A 4,225-nucleotide genomic window follows, 5' to 3' on the forward strand; every position below is an offset into this window, starting at 1 on the left:
ACAAGGTTTGTAGCTTGTAAAATAAAACCTATTTCAGACATTCTAACTTTTGCCAATGCTTTTTGCTTCATTGTCGTAATATCTTGGTTATTGATTAAAATGTGCCCAGATGTCGGCGTTTGTAAAGCACCTGCCATAGTTAGAAATGTACTTTTACCAGAGCCAGAAGGTCCAACCAATGCTATAATATCACCTTTATTTATCTCAAAATTTGTATCTTTAACCGCTTCAATGTTACGATTCCCATCTTTAAATGACTTTGTTACATTTTCAAATTTCAACATTTGCTACACCTCCTACCCAATCGCCTTTAACGGATCTATTTTTCTAATTGTTAAAATGGAGAATAAACTTCCTAATACAGAGACAATCATTAACACAATTGCAAATACGAGTAATGTTAGTACATCGAATTTGATAGGTACTGCATCAGGTAAAAATGCACCTGTAACGCCTGTTAACAGTAAGCCAAATGCCGTACCAAATAATGCTAATATGAGCGTCTGCGAAATAACTACGTTCGCTAAATAGCCATTCGTAAATCCTTGAGCCTTTAATATGCCAAATAAACTTGTTTTTTGTAATGTCATGACATATAAGAAAATGCCTATAACTGTAGCTGAAATGACAAATAAGAATGAAATCATAAAGTTTAATGTTAAGTTCTGTGGTTTATAACCTGGTAAATTTTCAATAAAGTCATTAATACTTACCGCTTCAAGCTCTTGGTTTAATTTTTTGTCTTTCCAATTTGTATCACGTACAACAACTGCATTAATTTTATCTCCAGTCAATCTAGGATTGATCTTGGCAATGGTAGCGTCATTCGTGAAAATGACTGGTGACGCATTATATTTTGCACTTTCTGTAAAACCTACGATATGCAATTTTTCATCTGATTGAGATAGTGATAATGTGTCACCAATTTTAAATCCTTTATTTTTAAGCGTTTCATCAGCTAACACTTCATTATCTTTAGTCGCTTTATGCCCTTCTATTAAACTCGGAACTAAAAATGATGACTTTTCAACACCGAACACTAAAACATTGTCTTTTTGATGGCCATTAGACACAATTTCCCCTGTTTGCTTCAAAGTAGCTTGCTTCTTGTATTTATTTTCAATATCTTTCTTGTTAAAAACAGATTGTTGCACAGTTTGATTGGCATCTTTATTTAGAACAATGGCCTCTGCTTGCCACTTATCAATACCTTCTTTATTCATATTGATAAGACCATTCGCCAATCCAGATAATAAAAATAGCAAGTAACTAATCATCGTTAACACACCAATAATTAGTCCAAACTTCAATTTGTTGCGCCGTATTTCATTCCAAGCTAAAAACATGCATTTCTCTCCCTACTACTATGATTTAAACATTGTTTATATTCTTAGATGCACGTACGTCGTGTTGCGCTCTGTAATGTTATACATACACTTATCCTTCATTATACCCGAACTTTTTATATTAAAAGCAAATTTATGGAAAATGCAATTAATTGTCTATTATTTTTGTACGGTACATTTAAAATTAAGGATCAATTTAAAAACGCCTACATATACCTTTAAGTACATGTAGACGTCCAATTCATATATTATTTAACTTCGCCTGTTTTAGGATCGAATTGCTTAATAGCATTTTTACGTAATTTATCTTTTGCTTTGTCACTTGCTTTATAGTTATTGTTGTAAATCGTAGCTTCCCAACTACCATACATTGGGTTAGGGAAAATGATATATTTCTTACCGAAATCGTCTTTATGTTTTTCAATTAATGCTTCACGAGATTCAGCTGTAGCTTCTTTTGGATCTGTAAAGTCTAATAAATTATCTCCAAATAGCATGACAAGTTTATGATCCTTTTGAACCATTTGTCTGCGTGATTCTTTACTCTTATCATCTTTACCTTTTAGTAAAATATGACTCTTCTTAGCTTGAGGGATACCTTGTTGTTTTAAGTTCTTTTGTGTTGCCTTTAAATCTTTTTCTTTATCTCTATCAGAAATATAGTAGATATCGACACCTTTTTTGTCAGCATATTTCAAGAATTCTTTTGCGCCATAGACAGGTTTAGCTTTAGCAGCTTGTACCCATTCATGCCAACCTTCTGGGAAAGGTTTATTATGTATTGATGCATAGCCTTGATATGGAGAATTATCTAAAACTGTTTCATCTAAATCCAAAGCAATAGCTAACTTATGTTTACCTTTATTCTTTTTAATCTCTTTATCTAACTGTGTCTTTGCACTGTTATAACCTTGTAAATATAATGCTTTTGCTTCAGCTGAATTTTGATACCAAGCCACTGCCATAATATTTTGATTACCAAGATTCGCCTTTTGTGATGCTGGTATAGAAGCTTGTTGCGTTTGTTGAACTTCAGCAGAACTTTTGGCAAACGCTGTAGAATTTGTCGTTTGTGGTGCTGAAACTGTAACCGCTACCGATAATGATGCTATTGCAATATACTTTGAAATTTTATTCATCTTATCACCTCATGATTAATATTTAAAATACAGTTAAAATTATAAATGCATTTATTTAATATTGCTATACTATGAAAAGATATTTAATATTATTTCTTGAAAAGCTAACAAATATGTGAACATTTCATATAAGCATGATTTAATGGGAGACCTATCACATGAGAGAGATTTGTGATTTATCACGTAATAAACTTAAATTCATTTGAGTGACTAGGCCTTCCTATCAGACATATTCACTCATCCACGTATCATTATGTGTACAGTGTGCTATCTCTTATTTACCTATTGGAACAACTATAAACTCATCCATAGTTTACCTTTTATAAATAGCAGTCCTCACTCATACAATTTCTCATAAAAATCACAACGCTCCAACGTATTTCCAACTTATTTTCACTTATTTTAATTCATAAAAACGACACTTTAATTGTCATTATCCAATAATAGCAAGACGTTATTATTGCAATCTTTTTTATAAAATAATAGAATCATAGTATTGTCATTTAAAGATAAAGTAAGAACGTTTTTATTTTTCAGATTTTTTAAATTATTATGAATATCTAGTTTTAGGAAGGAAATTACATTGAAAAAACAAGTTATTATTTCGGGCCTCATGTTATTTTCACTATTTTTTGGAGCCGGAAATTTAATATTCCCGCCCATTCTTGGCCATACAGCGGGTCAAAATATGTGGATTGGTATGCTAGGCTTTGCCCTTACAGGCATATTACTCCCCTTTATTACTGTTATTGTTGTTGCATTTTATGATGAAGGTGTTGAAAGTGTAGGCAATCGTATACATCCATGGTTCGGGTTTATTTTTGCTGTCGTGATTTACATGTCTATCGGAGCATTTTACGGTATTCCACGTGCTGCAAATGTCGCGTACGAAATTGGTACAAGACACATTTTACCTGTGCATAACCAATGGACTTTAATTATATTCGCAGCAATCTTTTTTGCCATCGTTTACTGGATTAGTTTAAATCCATCGAAAATCGTTGATAATTTAGGTAAATTATTAACACCATTATTACTATTAATGGTCGCTCTATTAAGTATTGCTGTCATTTTCAACCCTGAATCTGCACTAAGTGCACCTAAGGATAAATATATAACACATCCTTTCATTTCAGGAAGTTTGGAAGGCTATTTTACAATGGATCTTGTTGCTGCGTTAGCTTTTTCCGTAGTCATTGTCAATGGTTATAAGTTTAAAGGCCTCACAGATCGCATGAAAATTTTAAAATATGTCTGCTTTTCAGGTCTTATTGCAGCCATATTACTTGGAATGATTTACTTTGCACTTGCATACGTTGGGGCATCAACAGCTCCAGGAAACTTTAAAGATGGTACAGATATATTGACGTACAACTCATTACGAGTATTTGGTTCGTTCGGTAACCTCGTATTTGGAATGACGGTTATCCTTGCATGCCTAACAACATGTATAGGACTCGTCAATGCTTGCGCCACATTTACTAAGAAACACGTACCTAAGTTTTCTTATAAAATATTCGCACTTATTTTCTCTATCATAGGGTTCTTATTTACAACACTTGGTTTAGAAATGATTTTAAAAATTGCTGTACCATTGTTGACATTAATATATCCCGTGTCTATTGCACTTGTACTGATATCATTTGCTAACATGTTTAGCACATTCAGATTCAGTTGGGCCTATCGACTCGCAACTGTTATTACATTGATTATTTCAATTTTACAAATACTAAATAGTTT

Annotated in this window: 4 protein-coding genes; 1 reads left to right on the forward strand and 3 read right to left on the reverse strand. The window is 32.6% G+C overall.

The genetic code is table 11. From position 1 onward, the window contains the following. The 3 genes from IDG60_RS07665 to IDG60_RS07675 form a co-directional block, all read right to left on the reverse strand. The coding region (locus IDG60_RS07665; protein ID WP_206160590.1) for an ATP-binding cassette domain-containing protein at positions 1–284 on the reverse strand (284 nt) is incomplete at its 3' end. Between the two features lie 12 nt (positions 285–296). Next, positions 297–1,346 (reverse strand): ABC transporter permease, encoded by a 1,050-nt coding sequence (locus IDG60_RS07670; protein ID WP_032099357.1) that lies wholly within the window; start codon positions 1,344–1,346, stop codon positions 297–299. 248 nt (positions 1,347–1,594) lie between these two features. Beyond that, on the reverse strand, positions 1,595–2,485 hold the full coding sequence (locus IDG60_RS07675; protein ID WP_001033876.1) for a 5'-nucleotidase, lipoprotein e(P4) family: 891 nt from the start codon (positions 2,483–2,485) through the stop codon (positions 1,595–1,597). A gap of 583 nt (positions 2,486–3,068) precedes the next feature. On the opposite strand from IDG60_RS07675, the gene brnQ2 reads away from it, so the two are divergent. Next, on the forward strand, positions 3,069–4,225 hold a 1,157-nt coding region (gene brnQ2 / locus IDG60_RS07680; protein WP_206160591.1), incomplete at its 3' end, for a branched-chain amino acid transport system II carrier protein BrnQ2.

This window comes from Staphylococcus sp. EG-SA-2 (assembly GCF_017152085.1).

Excerpts from the sequence above, each read along its gene's own strand:
- IDG60_RS07670 (WP_032099357.1), bottom strand. The coding sequence starts at position 1,346 with ATGTTTTTAGCTTGGAATGAAATACGGCGCAACAAATTGAAGTTTGGA.
- IDG60_RS07675 (WP_001033876.1), bottom strand. The coding sequence starts at position 2,485 with ATGAATAAAATTTCAAAGTATATTGCAATAGCATCATTATCGGTAGCG.